15 protein-coding genes and 1 pseudogene are annotated in these 16,187 nt (G+C 49.4%); 11 read left to right on the forward strand and 5 right to left on the reverse strand.

Going from position 1 to position 16,187, the window contains the following annotated elements; all coding sequences use genetic code 11:
- Positions 1–88: 88 nt before the first annotated feature.
- Positions 89–421, forward strand: a pseudogene (locus ACJHWT_RS02740) (TauD/TfdA family dioxygenase); the annotation flags it as partial.
- Between the two features lie 39 nt (positions 422–460).
- Here ACJHWT_RS02740 and hemB read toward each other — a convergent pair.
- Positions 461–1,435 carry a porphobilinogen synthase gene (gene hemB, locus ACJHWT_RS02745; protein ID WP_001295337.1) on the reverse strand — a complete coding sequence of 325 codons (975 nt, stop codon included), beginning with the start codon at positions 1,433–1,435 and terminating at the stop codon, positions 461–463.
- A gap of 525 nt (positions 1,436–1,960) precedes the next feature.
- Between hemB and ehaB the strand changes: the two genes are divergently transcribed.
- The gene (ehaB, locus tag ACJHWT_RS02750) at positions 1,961–4,909 is read left to right on the forward strand and encodes an autotransporter adhesin EhaB (protein ID WP_000556468.1); all 2,949 of its coding nucleotides are present in this window, start codon (positions 1,961–1,963) and stop codon (positions 4,907–4,909) included.
- 85 nt (positions 4,910–4,994) lie between these two features.
- Positions 4,995–5,618, forward strand: a complete 624-nt coding sequence (iprA, locus tag ACJHWT_RS02755) for a hydrogen peroxide resistance inhibitor IprA (RefSeq protein WP_001317653.1) — start codon at positions 4,995–4,997, stop codon at positions 5,616–5,618.
- Here the strand turns inward: iprA and ampH are convergent, their stop codons facing one another.
- Positions 5,619–6,776: a D-alanyl-D-alanine-carboxypeptidase/endopeptidase AmpH gene (gene ampH / locus ACJHWT_RS02760; RefSeq protein ID WP_000830732.1), complete on the reverse strand. Its 1,158-nt coding sequence runs from the start codon at positions 6,774–6,776 to the stop codon at positions 5,619–5,621.
- 351 nt (positions 6,777–7,127) lie between these two features.
- Here ampH and sbmA point away from each other — a divergent pair, with 351 nt between their 5' ends.
- Positions 7,128–8,348: a peptide antibiotic transporter SbmA gene (sbmA, locus tag ACJHWT_RS02765; protein WP_001308435.1), complete on the forward strand. Its 1,221-nt coding sequence runs from the start codon at positions 7,128–7,130 to the stop codon at positions 8,346–8,348.
- A 12-nt stretch (positions 8,349–8,360) separates the two neighbouring features.
- Positions 8,361–9,455, forward strand: coding sequence for a surface-exposed outer membrane lipoprotein YaiW (yaiW, locus tag ACJHWT_RS02770; RefSeq protein WP_000092047.1), 1,095 nt, complete (start codon positions 8,361–8,363; stop codon positions 9,453–9,455).
- 57 nt (positions 9,456–9,512) lie between these two features.
- Here the strand turns inward: yaiW and ACJHWT_RS02775 are convergent, their stop codons facing one another.
- Positions 9,513–9,821, reverse strand: a complete 309-nt coding sequence (locus ACJHWT_RS02775) for a YaiY family protein (RefSeq protein WP_000763151.1) — start codon at positions 9,819–9,821, stop codon at positions 9,513–9,515.
- 259 nt (positions 9,822–10,080) lie between these two features.
- Between ACJHWT_RS02775 and ACJHWT_RS02780 the strand changes: the two genes are divergently transcribed.
- Positions 10,081–10,293, forward strand: coding sequence for a DUF2754 domain-containing protein (locus ACJHWT_RS02780; RefSeq protein WP_001295334.1), 213 nt, complete (start codon positions 10,081–10,083; stop codon positions 10,291–10,293).
- Between the two features lie 23 nt (positions 10,294–10,316).
- Here ACJHWT_RS02780 and ddlA read toward each other — a convergent pair whose 3' ends face one another.
- Positions 10,317–11,411, reverse strand: a complete 1,095-nt coding sequence (gene ddlA / locus ACJHWT_RS02785) for a D-alanine--D-alanine ligase (RefSeq protein ID WP_000413661.1) — start codon at positions 11,409–11,411, stop codon at positions 10,317–10,319.
- A gap of 77 nt (positions 11,412–11,488) precedes the next feature.
- Between ddlA and ACJHWT_RS02790 the strand changes: the two genes are divergently transcribed.
- From ACJHWT_RS02790 to adrA, 5 genes are all read left to right on the forward strand, one after another.
- On the forward strand, positions 11,489–11,692 hold the full coding sequence (locus ACJHWT_RS02790; protein ID WP_001317654.1) for a hypothetical protein: 204 nt from the start codon (positions 11,489–11,491) through the stop codon (positions 11,690–11,692).
- A gap of 181 nt (positions 11,693–11,873) precedes the next feature.
- The gene (iraP, locus tag ACJHWT_RS02795; RefSeq protein WP_000792973.1) at positions 11,874–12,134 is read left to right on the forward strand and encodes an anti-adapter protein IraP; all 261 of its coding nucleotides are present in this window, start codon (positions 11,874–11,876) and stop codon (positions 12,132–12,134) included.
- Between the two features lie 99 nt (positions 12,135–12,233).
- Entirely contained in the window at positions 12,234–13,649 is a 1,416-nt protein-coding gene (gene phoA / locus ACJHWT_RS02800; RefSeq protein ID WP_000814389.1) for an alkaline phosphatase, read from the forward strand.
- A gap of 118 nt (positions 13,650–13,767) precedes the next feature.
- Positions 13,768–14,088: a phosphate starvation-inducible protein PsiF gene (gene psiF / locus ACJHWT_RS02805; RefSeq protein WP_001295332.1), complete on the forward strand. Its 321-nt coding sequence runs from the start codon at positions 13,768–13,770 to the stop codon at positions 14,086–14,088.
- A gap of 115 nt (positions 14,089–14,203) precedes the next feature.
- Positions 14,204–15,304 (forward strand): diguanylate cyclase AdrA, encoded by a 1,101-nt coding sequence (gene adrA, locus ACJHWT_RS02810; protein WP_001317655.1) that lies wholly within the window; start codon positions 14,204–14,206, stop codon positions 15,302–15,304.
- Between the two features lie 16 nt (positions 15,305–15,320).
- Here the strand turns inward: adrA and proC are convergent, their stop codons facing one another.
- On the reverse strand, positions 15,321–16,130 hold the full coding sequence (proC, locus tag ACJHWT_RS02815; RefSeq protein WP_001295331.1) for a pyrroline-5-carboxylate reductase: 810 nt from the start codon (positions 16,128–16,130) through the stop codon (positions 15,321–15,323).
- Positions 16,131–16,187 lie beyond the last annotated feature (57 nt).

Consider the following 16,187-nt stretch of genomic DNA (forward strand, 5'->3'; position numbering starts at 1 on the left):
TTGCCAGACCGCAAGGTGTTTTAACAAATCAAAAGGGGTTTTAATAACTGGCTCAAAGCTGAAAGCTTTCCGGAACCCCCAGCCTAGCTGGGGGTTTTCTGTGCACAAAAATCCACCGTTGCTACATCCGGTGGTGCGAACGCATCCGGTGACCGGTAAACAGGCGCTGTTTGTGAACGAAGGTTTTACCACACGAATTGTTGATGTCAGCGAGAAAGAGAGCGAAGCCTTGCTGGGCTTTTTGTTTGCCCACATCACCAAACCGGAGTTTCAGGTGCGCTGGCGCTGGCAACCAAATGATATTGCGATTTGGGATAACCGCGTAACCCAGCACTATGCCAATGCGGATTACCTGCCACAGCGGCGGATAATGCATCGGGCGACGATTCTTGGGGATATTCCGTTTTATCGGGCGGGGTAAGGGGGAAATGCCGGGTTGGATAACCCGGCATAATGATCATTAACGCAGAATCTTCTTCTCAGCCAAATCCAGCGCAAAGTAGCTGAAAATCAGATCCGCACCCGCACGCTTAATCGAACCTAAGCTTTCGAGCACGACTTTCTCTTCATCTATAGCACCCGCCAGCGCGGCGAACTTAATCATCGCGTACTCACCGCTCACCTGATACGCGCCAATCGGCAATTCAGTACGTTCACGCAGCTCACGCACGATGTCGAGGTATGCTCCGGCAGGTTTAACCATCAGGCAGTCTGCGCCCTGGGCTTCATCCAGCAGCGACTCACGAATCGCCTCACGACGGTTCATTGGGTTCATCTGATAGCTTTTGCGGTCGCCTTTTAATGCGCTTCCGGCAGCTTCACGGAACGGGCCATAAAAGGAGGAGGCGAACTTGGTCGAATACGACATAATCGCCGTATCTTTAAAGCCCGCAGCGTCCAGCGCCTGGCGAATCGCCTGTACCTGACCATCCATCGCAGCGGAAGGGGCGATGAAATCTGCGCCTGCAGCAGCTGCAACCACGGCTTGCTTGCCTAAATTTTCCAGAGTCGCGTCGTTGTCGACGCCATGCTCGCACAGCACACCGCAGTGACCGTGAGAAGTGTATTCACAGAAACAAGTGTCTGACATGACGATCATTTCTGGCACAGTCTGCTTGCAGATGCGCGACATACGCGCCACCAGTCCATCTTCCCGCCAGGCGTCGCTGCCGGTTTCATCGGTATGGTGAGAGATGCCGAAAGTCATCACGGAACGAATACCGGCGTTGGCGATGCGTTCAATTTCGCGTGCCAGATGTTTCTCTGGAATGCGCATCACGCCTGGCATGGCTTCAACGGCTTTGTAGTCGTCAATTTCTTCTTCAACAAAGATCGGCAACACCAGGTCGTTAAGGCTAAGTGTTGTCTCTTCAAACATAGCGCGCAGCGCAGGAGATTTGCGCAGGCGACGAGGGCGTTGGATTAAATCTGTCATGGTCTGCCTGATGTTTGTGGAATCGAGGGACATAGTATACCTGAAGCAGGCTGGGTGTGTTTTACGAAAGTTGTCGCGATGTTGACAAGAAGAGAATGAAAAAGAGGTCAGGACATCTTTGTAATAGAAATAGCAATAATTTCATATTCACTGAAAATATTTTTAATTTTTATTTATAGCCATAGATTATTGTTTTTGGGGATTTGGTGACGTTTTCAAAAAGTGAATAACTTAAAGTTCATTGCTTATTGATACATTATTTGTCTGTTTTGGTTGTTTTATATCTTCATGGTCTATGTTTTAAAATTAACGCTTTCGTTAACGTATTGAAATATTGTGTTTTTGTTATTTCTTTCTTTGTGTGTGTTCACGTGCTTTATATATGTCCGCAATCGGACTTAGGGGAAAGAATAATTGAACCATTCCTCTATAACGCCGCATAATCGTAAACGCGAAACATAATATGTTTTCTATGCATTGATAATTGATGGATCAACTTATTACGTCCCTGAGGAGGGATGACAAATGCACTCCTGGAAAAAGAAACTTGTAGTATCACAATTAGCATTGGCTTGCACTCTGGCTATCACCTCTCAGGCTAATGCAGCGACCAACGATATTTCTGGTCAAACTTACAATACTTTCCATCACTACAACGACGCCACCTATGCTGATGACGTTTACTATGATGGTTATGTAGGCTGGAATAACTATGCCGCTGATAGTTATTACAACGGCGATATCTATCCGGTCATTAATAACGCTACCGTTAACGGCGTGATTTCTACCTACTATCTGGACGATGGTATTTCTACTAATACCAACGCCAATAGCCTGACAATCAAAAACAGCACTATTCACGGCATGATTTATTCCGAGTGCATGACAACTGATTGTGCTGATCGTGCGGATGACTACTACCATGATCGTCTGGCGCTGACCGTTGATAATTCAACGATCGATGACAACTACGAACACTACACATATAACGGCACCTACAATAATGCCGCTGACACTCATGTTGTAAATGTATTTAACATTGGTACTGCCATCACTCTGGATCAGGAAGTTGATCTGTCCATCTCTAATAACTCTCATGTAGCAGGTATTACGCTGACTCAGGGTTATGAGTGGGAAGATATCGACGACAACACTGTCAGCACTGGTGTAAACAGCAGCGAAGTATTTAATAACACCATCACTGTTAAAGATTCTACCGTGACCTCTGGTTCATGGACTGATGAAGGTACTACTGGTTGGTTTGGTAATACTGGTAATGCTAGTGATTACAATGGTGATGGGTGGAATGCTGATGATGTTGCATTAGCTGTTATTGCACATCCATATGCTGATAACGCCATGCAAACCACTGCAACATTCGACAATTCCACACTGATGGGCGATGTATTCTTCTCAAGTAATTTTGATGAGAACTTCTTCCCACAAGGTCGTGATAGCTATCGTGATGCTGACGGTGATGTAGATACTAACGGTTGGGATGGTACTGATCGCCTGGATCTGACCCTGAACAATGGCAGCAAGTGGGTCGGTGCGGCAATGTCTGCGCATCAGATTGGTGTTGATACTGATGACGATGGTGTAAATGACTCCTATACATATGGAATCAATACTGAAGCCACTGCAACTCTGATCGACATCGCAGCTAACAGCCTGTGGCCTTCATCAACTGTTGGTGTAGAAAACAGCGACTCTGAATACAGCGAATTTGATCACATCATCGGTAACGAAGTTTACCAGAGCGGTCTGTTCAATGTGACCCTGAACACCGGTTCACAGTGGGATACCACCAAAACTTCTCTGATTGATACTCTGAGCATCAACAGTGGTTCAACTGTTAATGTTGCTGATTCAACGCTGATTTCTGACTCTATCTCTCTGACTGGTCTTTCTGCGCTGAACATCAACGAAGATGGTCATGTTGCAACTGATTCACTGACTGTCGACAACAGTACCGTAACCATTTCTGATGAAGTTTCTGCTGGCTGGGCTGTAGGTGATGCTGCTCTGTATGCTAACAACATCAAAGTGACTAACGACGGTATCCTGGATGTAGGTAACACTGCGGCGAATGCTCTGCAGGTTGATACTCTGAACCTGACCAGCACTACTGATACCAGTGGTAACATTCACGCAGGTGTGTTCAACATCGAAAGCAACCGCTTCGTACTCGATGCCGATCTGACCAACGACCGTACCAACGATACTACCAAGTCAAACTACGGTTATGGCTTAATCGCAATGAACTCTGATGGTCACCTGACCATTAACGGTAACGGCGATAACGACAACACTGCTTCTATCGAAGCTGGTCAGAACGAAGTTGATAACAACGGTGACCATGTTGCAGCTGCAACCGGTAACTACAAAGTTCGTATCGACAACGCTACTGGTGCTGGTTCTATCGCTGACTACAACGGCAACGAGCTGATCTACGTCAACGACAAAAACAGCAACGCGACCTTCTCTGCTGCTAACAAAGCTGACCTGGGTGCATACACCTATCAGGCTGAGCAGCGTGGTAACACCGTTGTTCTGCAACAGATGGAGCTGACCGACTACGCTAACATGGCGCTGAGCATCCCGTCTGCGAACACCAATATCTGGAACCTGGAACAAGACACCGTTGGTACTCGTCTGACCAACTCTCGTCATGGTCTGGCTGATAACGGCGGCGCATGGGTAAGCTACTTCGGTGGTAACTTCAACGGCGACAACGGCACCATCAACTATGATCAGGATGTTAACGGCATCATGGTCGGTGTTGATACCAAAATTGACGGTAACAACGCTAAGTGGATCGTCGGTGCGGCTGCAGGCTTCGCTAAAGGTGATATGAATGACCGTTCTGGTCAGGTGGATCAAGACAGCCAGACTGCCTACATCTACTCTTCTGCTCACTTCGCGAACAACGTCTTTGTTGACGGTAGCTTGAGCTACTCTCACTTCAACAACGACCTGTCTGCAACCATGAGCAACGGTACTTACGTTGACGGCAGCACCAACTCCGACGCTTGGGGCTTTGGTTTGAAAGCCGGTTACGACTTCAAACTGGGTGATGCAGGTTACGTGACTCCTTACGGCAGCGTTTCTGGTCTGTTCCAGTCTGGTGATGATTACCAGCTGAGCAACGACATGAAAGTTGATGGTCAGTCTTACGACAGCATGCGTTATGAACTGGGTGTAGATGCAGGTTATACCTTCACCTACAGCGAAGACCAGGCTCTGACTCCGTACTTCAAACTGGCTTACGTCTACGACGACTCTAACAACGATAACGATGTGAACGGTGATTCCATCGATAACGGTACTGAAGGGTCTGCGGTACGTGTTGGTCTGGGTACTCAGTTCAGCTTCACCAAGAACTTCAGCGCCTATACCGATGCTAACTACCTCGGTGGTGGTGACGTAGATCAAGACTGGTCCGCGAATGTGGGTGTTAAATATACCTGGTAATATTCTTCACTCCGAAGAAATAGGTAATTTAATCTAAATAATGCCCGTCAAGGATTTGACGGGCATTACTGCAAAGGACGCGCAAATGTTATCTGTAGTTAAACCTCTTCAGGAATTTGGTAAGCTCGATAAATGTTTGTCCAGATACGGTACGCGCTTCGAGTTTAATAATGAAAAGCAAGTTATATTTTCCAGTGATGTCAATAGCGAAGATACTTTCGTTATTTTAGAGGGCGTTATCTCTTTGCGTAGAGAAGAAAACGTACTTATCGGTATTACCCAGGCTCCTTATATTATGGGGCTGGCTGATGGTTTAATGAAAAACGATATACCATACAAATTAATATCAGAAGGAAGCTGTGCGGGATATCATTTACCAGCCAAACAAACCATTACTCTTATTGAACAAAATCAACTCTGGCGAGACGCTTTTTACTGGTTAGCCTGGCAAAATAGAATTCTGGAATTACGCGACGTTCAGCTCATTGGGCATAATTCCTACGAACAAATCCGCGCGACGTTATTATCAATGATTGACTGGAATGAAGAATTGCGATCACGTATTGGTGTGATGAATTATATCCATCAACGTACACGTATATCGCGTTCTGTCGTTGCGGAAGTTCTCGCTGCTTTGCGTAAAGGCGGCTATATCGAAATGAATAAAGGCAAACTGGTCGCTATCAACCGTTTGCCTTCAGAGTATTAATCAGGATGCGGGGATAACCAACGGTTTATTCCCGCTTAGCTCGGTCACCAGGTCATTGATGCCATCGCTCATATTTTTGAAGCGCGTCAATGGCGAACGAGTGACCACCACAAATGCGCCAATGTTCTTCTGCGGGATCATCGCCATATAGGTAATGAAACCGCCACCACCACCTGTCTTCTGAATAATCCCTGGACGACCCTCTTTCGGGGCCATATATACCCAGCCTAAACCAAGCGCATCCGCTTTGCCGGGGACATCCATGCCAATCACTTTTGTAAACTGCGCGCGCTGATAAATCAACGTCTGCATGCGATCAGCCTGGTTACTGCGCTGATAAAAATCAGATGACAAATACTGCTGCATCCAGCGCATCATATCGCCTGGCGTGGAATAGACGCCGCCGCTGCCAATTGCCGCCAGCGTGTTATTGCACGGACTGGCACCGCGCTCAGCAACCATTAAACGGCGGCACTGATCCGGTGAGGGGGTGTAGGTGGTGTCTTTCATCCCCAACGGACGGGTAATCTGCTCTTCAAACAGCTGGGTATAAGGCTTGCCGGACGCATTCGCCAGTGCATCTGCCAGCAGATCGAATGCGAGGTTGGAGTACGCCGCCTGACTGCCTGGCGCGGCTTTCAGCTTCGCCGTAGAAAGGTATTTCCAGCGTTGCTCGCGCGTTGGCCAGACAAATACCGGACGATGTGCCGCGCCACCGGGCTGTTCACGGGGCAGGGCGCTGGTATGGGTTGCCAGATTCACCAGCGTAATGGGCGTCCCATTGTAGGTCGGTACACGTGCGCCTGGTGGAGCATATTTACTTAGCGGATCGTTTAACTTCACGGTCCCCTGGTCGAGCAATTTCACCAGCATCTCACTGGTCATTAACTTGGTGAGGGAAGCAATACGTATGACGGAATCCAGCTGCGGGCGAACGTTATTACCAGGTCGCGTTTCGCCATAACTGCGAAAGACGCGCTGGTTACCGTCGATAACAACCAGCGCCATCCCCGTGGCACCGCTGCCGTAAAAAATATGATCGGCATAACGATCGACAATATCAGAGGCAAACTCCGGTTCAGTGATCGGCTGCGCCGCATGGACGGAGGTCAATGACGCCGCACACAGCACGGCAGAAAAAAGCAGACTACGTTTCAACGGTGGTGTCCATAGATTGAATGAAGGTAACTGAGCGTATTTATACTACTCATTGATGGATTGCAAAGGGCGAATTAGTGCAATAATAGTGTTAAAAACGTAACGGCGCGTAAACACGATCTTTTTCCTGCTCACCAATGCCTGCATTTGTGATCCTGCGCGTGTTAATCCGCTTATGTAAACAATCTTTGGTTTGTGAAATCCGTCGAAACAATTCTTATGCTCAGGCTGGCGAACTAAGCGCCTTGCTATGGGTCACAATGGGCGGTTTCATTTGGCTGACGCTTTGTAGCGGTCATGCGGTTAATACACAGCAGTTGTTAAAACGATAAGAAGTTAGCAGGAGTGCATATGTTTAAGTCTTTTTTCCCAAAGCCGGGACCGTTTTTTCTCTCGGCCTTTGTTTGGGCATTGATTGCCGTTATCTTCTGGCAAGCCGGTGGGGGGGATTGGGTGGCGCGTATCACCGGCGCTTCCGGGCAGATCCCGATTAGCGCCGCGCGTTTCTGGTCGTTGGATTTCCTGATTTTTTACGCTTACTACATTGTTTGCGTAGGACTTTTTGCATTGTTCTGGTTTATCTATAGCCCGCACCGTTGGCAATACTGGTCAATACTCGGTACTGCGCTGATTATCTTCGTCACCTGGTTTTTGGTGGAAGTCGGGGTTGCCGTCAACGCCTGGTATGCGCCGTTCTATGATCTGATTCAAACGGCGCTAAGTTCGCCGCATAAAGTCACCATCGAACAATTTTACCGCGAAGTGGGAGTCTTTCTGGGGATTGCGCTGATCGCGGTGGTGATCAGTGTGCTGAACAACTTCTTTGTCAGTCACTACGTGTTCCGCTGGCGTACGGCGATGAACGAATATTACATGGCGAACTGGCAACAACTGCGTCATATCGAAGGGGCCGCGCAGCGTGTGCAGGAAGACACCATGCGTTTTGCTTCAACGCTGGAGAATATGGGCGTCAGCTTTATCAACGCTATCATGACGTTGATCGCCTTCCTGCCGGTGCTGGTAACGCTCTCCGCACATGTGCCGGAGCTGCCGATTGTCGGGCACATTCCGTATGGTCTGGTGATTGCCGCTATCGTCTGGTCGCTGATGGGGACCGGATTACTGGCAGTGGTAGGGATCAAACTGCCGGGGCTGGAGTTTAAAAACCAGCGTGTAGAGGCTGCCTACCGTAAAGAGCTGGTTTATGGTGAAGACGATGCCACGCGCGCGACGCCGCCTACGGTACGCGAGCTGTTTAGCGCCGTACGGAAAAACTATTTCCGCCTCTATTTTCACTATATGTATTTCAACATCGCCCGCATTCTCTATTTGCAGGTCGATAACGTTTTCGGTTTGTTCTTGCTGTTTCCGTCAATTGTTGCCGGTACGATTACGCTCGGCCTGATGACGCAGATTACTAACGTTTTTGGTCAGGTTCGCGGTGCTTTCCAGTACCTGATTAACTCATGGACCACACTGGTTGAGTTGATGTCTATCTACAAACGTCTGCGCAGCTTTGAACATGAGCTGGATGGTGACAAAATTCAGGAAGTAACCCATACCTTGAGCTAAAAAGGAGAAGTAATGTCGCGCGTCAATCATCTATCTTCGCTGTCATTGTTGGCGGTTCTGGTTTTAGCGGGGTGTAGTAGTCAGGCTCCACAACCGTTGAAAAAGGGCGAAAAAGCGATAGATGTGGCGAGCGTCGTGCGGCAGAAGATGCCTGCGAGCGTGAAAGACCGCGATGCCTGGGCGAAAGATCTCGCCACCACGTTTGAAAGTCAGGGGCTGGCACCGACGCTGGAAAACGTCTGCTCGGTGCTTGCGGTGGCGCAGCAGGAGTCAAATTATCAGGCAGATCCGGCTGTTCCGGGCTTAAGCAAGATCGCCTGGCAAGAGATTGACCGTCGTGCTGAACGGATGCACATTCCTGCTTTTCTGGTGCATACCGCGCTAAAAATCAAATCGCCAAACGGCAAAAGCTATAGCGAACGGTTAGATTCGGTGCGTACTGAAAAGCAATTGAGCGCGATTTTTGACGATCTGATCAGCATGGTGCCAATGGGGCAGACGTTGTTTGGTTCGCTTAATCCGGTGCGCACCGGTGGGCCGATGCAGGTCAGCATTGCCTTTGCCGAACAGCATACCAAAGGGTATCCGTGGAAAATGGACGGTACAGTCCGTCAGGAAGTCTTCAGTCGTCGCGGCGGGTTGTGGTTTGGTACTTACCATTTACTGAATTATCCCGCCAGCTATAGCGCGCCGATATACCGTTTTGCTGATTTTAACGCTGGTTGGTACGCCAGCCGTAATGCCGCGTTTCAGAACGCGGTCAGTAAGGTCAGCGGCGTGAAGCTGGCACTGGACGGTGATTTAATTCGTTACGACAGTAAAGAGCCCGGGAAAACCGAACTGGCAACGCGCAAACTGGCGGGAAAACTGGGGATGAGCGACAGTGAAATTCGCCGCCAGTTAGAGAAAGGGGACAGCTTCTCTTTTGAGGAGACGGCGCTGTACAAGAAAGTTTATCAACTTGCCGAAGCGAAAACGGGTAAATCACTACCCCGCGAAATGTTGCCTGGCATTCAACTGGAAAGCCCGAAAATCACCCGCAACCTGACTACGGCCTGGTTTGCGAAGCGCGTAGACGAACGGCGGGCGCGTTGTATGAAACAGTGATCAAACAGGAATGTCATGCCAGATAAAGCGTTTTAGGTCCTATCTGGCAAGTAAATCTTACTGGCGGCGATGTCGCCAGTGCAGCCATAGCGCCACTACTGCAAAAATGAGGCAGCCAACTAAAAACGGGATCAGCCCGAAAATGGTGCCGACACCTAAACCAATTTCCACCCGTGGGCGACCTGTTTCCTGGACCTGCATTAAGCGCTCATAGACGCCGGGCGCATGCACTAGCAGGTTCAGCAATTGCGCCCCAGCCCAAAAGCAAAACAGCACAAACAACGCATAGGCAATATTGCCAGGCGTTGAAGAGGCATTGCGATATTTTCCGCTAAACAGCGATTTTGACAGGGTGAAATCAGCCATAAAAACCTCCGGAAGTCATCTGCTTCTCTTCTGGTGTGATACCAGCGGCTTATGGCAAGTCTGACAGGTCATTTAGATTGTCAATATCAGAATCATGGTAAATTGATGTTGGGAATATTCCCGAAGCGTGAATCTTCGTTGTGAGTCACAAAATGGAAACCTTAAGTTAAATTTATTAACAAATGCGAAAGTGTTGTCTACCCCACAGACAGTTGTTACAGAATATGCAAGGATGTTGTTTTTCGTTAACGGAGCTGCCATGAATCTGCCTGTAAAAATCCGCCGTGACTGGCACTACTATGCGTTCGCCATTGGCCTTATATTCATTCTTAATGGCGTGGTGGGGTTACTGGGATTTGAAGCAAAAGGTTGGCAGACCTATGCCGTCGGTCTGGTGACGTGGGTGATTAGTTTCTGGCTGGCGGGGTTGATTATTCGTCGTCGCGATGAAGAAACTGAAAACGCCCAATAAGAATATTACCGGGCGTTTGAATATTACATTGTGGTTTTCAGTGCGTTATCTGCAGCGTGACGCTCCAGCGCCAGCTCAATCAAACGCGTGATCAGGTCGGTGTAACCCAGACCGCTGGCTTGCCACAACTTCGGATACATACTGATGTTGGTGAAGCCAGGCAGGGTGTTGATCTCGTTGATCACCACTTCGTTCTCTGGGGTTAAAAACACGTCTACACGCGCCATGCCTGCGCATCCCAACGTTTGATAGGCCTGAACGGCAATCGCCCGGATCTTATCGTTGATTTCTGGCGCAATGGCTGCCGGAACAACCACTTTCGCGCCATCTTCGTCAATGTACTTGGTGTCGTAGGCATAAAAATCGCTGGTGAGTACGATCTCGCCACAGGTGCTGGCTTGCGGATTGTCGTTGCCCAGAACTGCGCATTCGATCTCACGACCTTTGATCCCTTGCTCAACGATCACTTTATGGTCGAACTCGAACGCCAGATCGACGGCAATTGCGTACTGTTCTTCACTGGTTACTTTGCTGACACCAACAGAAGAGCCCTGATTAGCCGGTTTTACAAACAGCGGTAACCCCAGTTTAGACTCCACTTCGGCAAAACTGATGTTGTGACGATTAGCGCGCGTCAGGGTAATAAATGGCGCAATGTTCAGCCCGGCATCGCGCAGCAGACGTTTGGTGACATCTTTATCCATACAGGCCGCTGAAGCCAGAACATCAGAACCTACAAACGGTAAATTGGCGACCCGCAGCATTCCCTGCAAGGAACCATCTTCGCCCAGCGTACCGTGGACAATCGGGAAAATGACATCCACCGTCGGCAACGGCTGACCGTTTTGCGCGTCGATAAGCTGATGTTCATGTTTACCAGGCACCTGCGCAAGGCTGGTCGCCGAAGGGCGCAACGCAATATGGGCAGGATCGTCTGCATTTAGCAGATAATTGTTGGCATCGCTGACGTGCCATTGCCCTTGTTTATCAATGCCCAGCAGCACAACGTCGAAGCGACTTTTATCAATGGCATCGACAATGTTTTTTGCCGATTGCAGAGACACTTCATGTTCCGCTGATTTACCACCAAAAACGATTCCTACCCGCAGTTTTTCCATCTTAAAAACCTATCCCGTCTAACACAAAGTGCATACATTACCACGACAAAACGGGGGATTCGCGGCCTTCTGACAGAATGTTGCAATCTTCTGCTGACAAAGCGTGCAACGTACTGGTGAAGAAAGTGCGTTATCTCAATGATGTGCGCAAGATCACAAAAATGATGAACGGGAAGCTAATTTATTCCTGGCTTGTATGGCCATGCAGTGAGTTTTTTTCTCTTAATTATAAGTTAACGAAGAGAATATATTTCATAACTTTTATTTATAATAAAGGTTGATAATTAAAAGCCTATATTTTGTGTGGGTAATTATTAAAATAAGAGAAACGTTTCGCTGGTAATCAAACAAAAAATATTTGCGCAAAGTATTTCCTTTGTCATAAAAATAATACTTCCAGACACTATGAAGTTGTGAAACATAATGTTAACTTCTCCATACTTTGGATAAGGAAATACAGACATGAAAAATCTCATTGCTGAGTTGTTATTTAAGCTTGCCCAAAAAGAAGAAGAGTCGAAAGAACTGTGTGCGCAGGTAGAAGCTTTGGAGATTATCGTCACGGCAATGCTTCGCAATATGGCGCAAAATGATCAACAGCGGTTGATTGATCAGGTAGAGGGGGCGCTGTACGAGGTAAAGCCCGATGCCAGCATTCCTGACGACGATACGGAGCTGCTGCGCGATTACGTAAAGAAGTTATTGAGGCATCCTCGTCAGTAAAAAGTTAATCTTTTCAACAGCTGTCATAAAGTTGTCACGGCCGAGACTTATAGTCGCTTTGTTTTTATTTTTAATGTATTTGTACATGGAGAAAATAAAGTGAAACAAAGCACTATTGCACTGGCACTCTTACCGTTACTGTTTTCCCCTGTGACAAAAGCCCGGACACCAGAAATGCCTGTTCTGGAAAACCGGGCTGCTCAGGGCGATATTACTGCGCCCGGCGGTGCTCGCCGCTTAACGGGTGATCAGACCGCCGCTCTGCGTGATTCTCTTAGCGATAAACCTGCAAAAAATATTATTTTGCTGATTGGCGATGGGATGGGGGACTCGGAAATTACTGCCGCACGCAATTATGCCGAAGGTGCGGGCGGCTTTTTTAAAGGTATCGATGCCTTACCGCTTACCGGACAATACACACACTATGCGCTGAATAAAAAAACCGGCAAACCGGACTACGTCACCGACTCGGCTGCATCAGCAACCGCCTGGTCAACTGGTGTCAAAACCTATAACGGCGCGCTGGGCGTCGATATTCACGAAAAAGATCACCCAACGATTCTGGAAATGGCAAAAGCCGCAGGTCTGGCGACCGGTAACGTTTCTACCGCAGAGTTGCAGGATGCCACGCCCGCTGCGCTGGTGGCGCATGTGACCTCGCGCAAATGCTACGGTCCGAGTGCGACCAGTGAAAAATGTCCGGGTAACGCTCTGGAAAAAGGCGGAAAAGGATCGATTACCGAACAGCTGCTTAACGCCCGTGCCGATGTTACGCTTGGCGGCGGTGCAAAAACCTTTGCTGAAACGGCAACCGCCGGTGAATGGCAGGGAAAAACGCTGCGTGAACAGGCACAGGCGCGTGGTTATCAGTTGGTGAGTGATGCTGCCTCACTGAATTCGGTGACGGAAGCGAATCAGCAAAAACCCCTGCTTGGCCTGTTTGCTGACGGCAATATGCCAGTGCGCTGGCTAGGACCGAAAGCAACGTACCACGGCAATATCGACAAGCCCGCAGTTACCTGTACGCCTAATCCGCAACGTAATGACAGTGTACCGACCCTGGCGCAGATGACCGACAAAGCCATTGAATTGTTGAGTAAAAATGAGAAAGGCTTTTTCCTGCAAGTTGAAGGTGCATCAATCGATAAACAGGATCACGCTGCGAATCCTTGTGGGCAAATTGGCGAGACGGTCGATCTCGATGAAGCCGTACAACGTGCGCTGGAATTCGCTAAAAAGGATGGCAACACGCTGGTCATAGTCACCGCTGATCACGCCCACGCCAGCCAGATTGTCGCGCCGGACACCAAAGCGCCGGGCCTCACCCAGGCGCTAAATACCAAAGATGGCGCAGTGATGGTGATGAGTTACGGGAACTCCGAAGAGGATTCACAAGAACATACCGGCAGTCAGTTGCGTATTGCAGCGTATGGCCCACATGCCGCCAATGTCGTTGGACTGACCGACCAGACCGATCTCTTCTACACCATGAAAGCCGCCCTGGGGCTGAAATAAAACCGCGCCCGGCGGTGAATTTTCGCTGTCGGGTGGTTTTTTTGCTGTTAGCAACCAGACTTAATGGCAGATCACGGGCGCAAACGCTCATGGTTAAAACATGAAGAGGGATGGTGCGATGAAAATAACATTACTGGTTACCTTGCTTTTCGGACTGGTTTTTTTAACCACCGTCGGCGCTGCCGAGAGAACCTTAACCCCGCAACAACAGCGTATGACCTCCTGTAATCAGCAGGCGACGGCGCAGGCGTTGAAAGGGGATGCTCGTAAGACCTACATGAGTGATTGCCTGAAGAACAGCAAGTCTGCGCCTGGTGAAAAAAGTTTGACGCCACAGCAGCAAAAGATGCGCGAATGTAATAATCAAGCAACGCAACAATCTCTGAAAGGGGATGATCGTAATAAGTTTATGAGCGCCTGCCTCAAGAAAGCCGCCTGATACCTGATAGTGCTAACGGGTGAGCTACGAAAATGGCTCACCCGAAATTTCATACTTCTGCCTTTAGCCCCGTCTCTATAATTTGGGAAAATTGTTTCTGAATGTTCCCAAAATAATGAATGATGAAAACTTTTTCAAAAAAGCGGCGGCGCATGGGGAGGAACCTCCTTTAACTCCTCAAAACGAACATCAGCGATCCGGGCTGCGCTTCGCCCGTCGCGTCAGACTACCCCGCGCGGTTGGCCTGGCTGGCATGTTCTTACCGATTGCTTCAACGCTGGTTTCGCACCCGCCGCCGGGCTGGTGGTGGCTGGTGTTGGTCGGCTGGGCGTTCGTCTGGCCGCATTTAGCCTGGCAGATAGCGAGCAGGGCCGTCGATCCGCTTAGCCGGGAAATTTACAACTTAAAAACCGATGCAGTATTAGCGGGAATGTGGGTAGGCGTAATGGGCGTAAACGTGCTGCCTTCCACCGCGATGTTGATGATTATGTGTCTGAATTTGATGGGGGCAGGCGGCCCCCGTCTGTTTGTCGCGGGTCTGGTGTTGATGGTGGTTTCCTGCCTTGTCACCCTCGAACTGACGGGCATCACCGTGTCGTTCAATAGTGCGCCGCTGGAATGGTGGCTCTCCCTTCCCATTATCGTCATTTATCCTCTGCTGTTTGGCTGGGTCAGCTACCAGACGGCGACTAAACTGGCGGAACATAAACGCAGGTTGCAGGTCATGAGTACCCGCGACGGTATGACGGGCGTGTATAACCGACGTCATTGGGAAACTATGTTACGCAATGAATTTGATAACTGTCGGCGGCATAACCGCGATGCGACATTACTGATTATCGATATCGACCATTTCAAGAGCATCAACGATACCTGGGGCCATGATGTGGGCGATGAAGCGATTGTGGCGCTTACCCGACAGTTACAAATAACCCTGCGCGGTAGCGATGTGATTGGTCGGTTTGGCGGCGATGAGTTTGCTGTAATCATGTCCGGTACACCAGCTGAGAGCGCCATTACCGCCATGTTACGGGTGCATGAAGGGCTAAACACGTTACGTTTGCCGAATACGCCACAGGTAACATTACGGATTAGTGTGGGGGTTGCGCCGCTGAATCCACAAATGAGTCACTATCGCGAGTGGTTGAAATCGGCTGATTTGGCGCTCTACAAAGCAAAGAAAGCCGGACGTAACCGCACCGAAGTGGCGGCCTGACGTCCGGCAAAAATCATCAGGATTTGCTGAGTTTTTCTGATTTTTCCATACACTTCGTCATCGCTTCGATCACTGCGGCACGGAAGCCTTTCTCTTCCAGTACGCGTACCGCCTCAATGGTGGTGCCTCCCGGTGAGCAGACCATATCTTTCAGTGCCCCCGGATGTTCTCCCGTTTCCAGCACCATTTTTGCGGAACCCATTACCGCCTGAGCGGCAAATTTATACGCCTGGGCGCGAGGCATCCCGCCCAGCACGGCGGCGTCGGCCATCGCTTCGATAAACATAAAGACGTAGGCTGGCGAAGAACCGCTCACACCGACCACCGGGTGGATCATCGGCTCGGCAATTACTTCCGCTTCGCCAAAGCAGCGGAAAATATTCAGCACATCAGCGGTATCTTCTGGGGTTACCAGCGCGTTTGGCGTTACGGAGGTCATCCCGGCATTAACCAGCGCGGGAGTGTTCGGCATGGCGCGGATAATTTTCCGGTCATGGCCCAGCGCGCGGGCAAGCTGGTCGAGCGTGACGCCTGCTGCAATAGAAACGACCAGAGAGTCTTTATTCAGGCTGGAGGTGATTTCGCTAAGCACTTTAATCATGATGCCTGGTTTAACGGCGGCAAAAATGATGTCGGCGATTTGCGCCACTTCTTGCGCCGATTCTGCGGCGTTGATGCCGAACTGGTCATGCAGGGCGGCGACTTTATCCGGGGAGGGGGTATATACCCAGATTTGCCCTGGAAGCACCTGACCGCTGGCAATCAGACCGCCGAGAATGGCTTTTCCCATATTGCCGCAGCCAATAAAACCGATTTTCTTTTCCATTGCCTCACTCCTGCCGTGAAATTCATTGTTTTGATAATCGCTGGCAGAAGCATAAAC

This window comes from Escherichia sp. WS338, from assembly GCF_046486405.1.
GTDB lineage: Bacteria > Pseudomonadota > Gammaproteobacteria > Enterobacterales > Enterobacteriaceae > Escherichia > Escherichia coli.